This is a genomic window from Falsiroseomonas oryziterrae (genome assembly GCF_021864505.1).
Classification (GTDB): domain Bacteria; phylum Pseudomonadota; class Alphaproteobacteria; order Acetobacterales; family Acetobacteraceae; genus Falsiroseomonas; species Falsiroseomonas oryziterrae.
The window spans coordinates 1-1,550 of sequence record NZ_JAKJIB010000548.1 but is presented as its reverse complement, the minus strand read 5'-3'; the positions used below and the strand labels follow the sequence as shown (position 1 = coordinate 1,550).

2 protein-coding genes are annotated in these 1,550 nt (G+C 74.6%); one reads left to right on the top strand and one right to left on the bottom strand.

Annotated features, from left to right (window positions below; translation table 11 throughout):
- A partial coding sequence (locus tag L2I40_RS23020; protein WP_237217688.1) for a diguanylate cyclase occupies positions 1–1,015 on the top strand: 1,015 nt, incomplete at its 5' end.
- A gap of 105 nt (positions 1,016–1,120) precedes the next feature.
- Here L2I40_RS23020 and rpmG read toward each other — a convergent pair.
- Positions 1,121–1,288: a 50S ribosomal protein L33 gene (rpmG, locus tag L2I40_RS23015; protein ID WP_237217687.1), complete on the bottom strand. Its 168-nt coding sequence runs from the start codon at positions 1,286–1,288 to the stop codon at positions 1,121–1,123.
- Positions 1,289–1,550 lie beyond the last annotated feature (262 nt).

The following is a 1,550-nucleotide window of genomic DNA, read 5'->3' as shown; positions in this document are numbered from 1 at the left end:
CGCGCGCCTGCGCGCCCTGCTGCGCGTCAAGCAGGTGCTCGACGCCTGGCGCCTGCGCGCCGACACCGCGCGCGACCTCGGCGTGGAGCCGCCGCCGAGCCCCGCGGCGGCGATCGCCGGCGCCCGCGTGCTGGTGGTGGACCAGGACGAGGACGAGTGCGCCGCCCTCGGCGCGGTGCTGGCGCTCGACGGGCTCGAGGTGAGCTGCTGCGCCGATCCGAGCGTGGCCTGGCAGGCTCTCCTGGAAGGCATCCACGACGTGGTGCTGCTCAGCCTCTCGCTGGAAGGCGGGGACGCGCTGCGGCTTGCCTCACGGCTCCGGGCCGAGGCGATCACCCGCGACATCCCGGTGCTCCTGGTCGCCGACACGGCGCAGAAGGGCCTCGTGCTGCGCGGCTTCGACCTCGGCGCGAACGACCATGTGCTGCGCCCGGTCGATCCGAACGAGCTGCGCGCGCGCGTCCGCAATCAGATCCGCCGCAAGCGCTACCAGGAGCGGCTGCGGGCCGACCTGGACCGCTCGCTCGAACTGGCGGTGACCGACCCGCTGACCGGGCTGCGGAACCGCCGCTACGCCCGGCGCCATCTGGAAGGCGTGCTGCGGCACGGCGCCGCGGCCGCGCTGCTGATCGACGCCGACCACTTCAAGGCGGTGAACGACACCCATGGCCACGCCGCGGGCGACCTCGTCCTGCGCGAGTTGGCGGCGCGGATGCGCGAGCATCTCCGTGCCGCCGACGTGGTGGCGCGCTGGGGCGGAGAGGAATTCATGGTGGTGATGTCGGGCGCGAACGCCGAGGATGCGCGCCTCGTGGCGGAGCGGCTTCGGCACGCCGTCGCGGCCGAGCCCGTCGCGGTGCTCGGCGCCGCCCTTCCGGTCACCGTCAGCATCGGCATCGCGGTGGCCGGCGACGGCGAGCTCGGTGCCGACCAGTTGCTGGAGGCGGCCGATGCCGCCCTCTACCTCGCCAAGCGCAACGGCCGGAACCGCGTGGAGGTCGCCGGCGACGGTTGACCGCCGGCGCGGCATCCCCGCCGCGCCGCGTCCCGCCGCCCGGACCAACCGCGCCCCCGGGACGAGCGGGCGTCGGGACCGAGCAGGTGGCCGGGTGGCCGCGCCTTACTTGATCTTGGCTTCGCGGAAGACGACGTGCTTGCGCGCGACCGGGTCGTACTTCTTGAACTCGAGCTTGCCGGTCGCCGTCCGGGCGTTCTTCTTCGTGACGTAGAAGTAGCCCGTGTCAGCCGAGCTGACGAGCTTGATCAGGATGGTGTTGGCCTTGGCCATGGGAGCGGTTCCAGCAGTCGAGCGAGAAGGCCGCGCTGGCACAGGGCCGGCCCGGCGGAGCGGCGGAACATAGTCCGCCGCCGCCCTGGGTCAAGGCGAAACCGACCGCCGCCCCGCGGCGAAGGCTTCCGGGCGCTCCAACAGGGCACGGGCCGCCAGCAGATCGGCCTCCCGCCCCTCCGCCGGCGGACAGGCCCCCCGCAGGCCCGCGACCTCGGCGGGCGGCAACGGGGCCCGCAGGCCGCGCTGCCGCGCCAGCGCG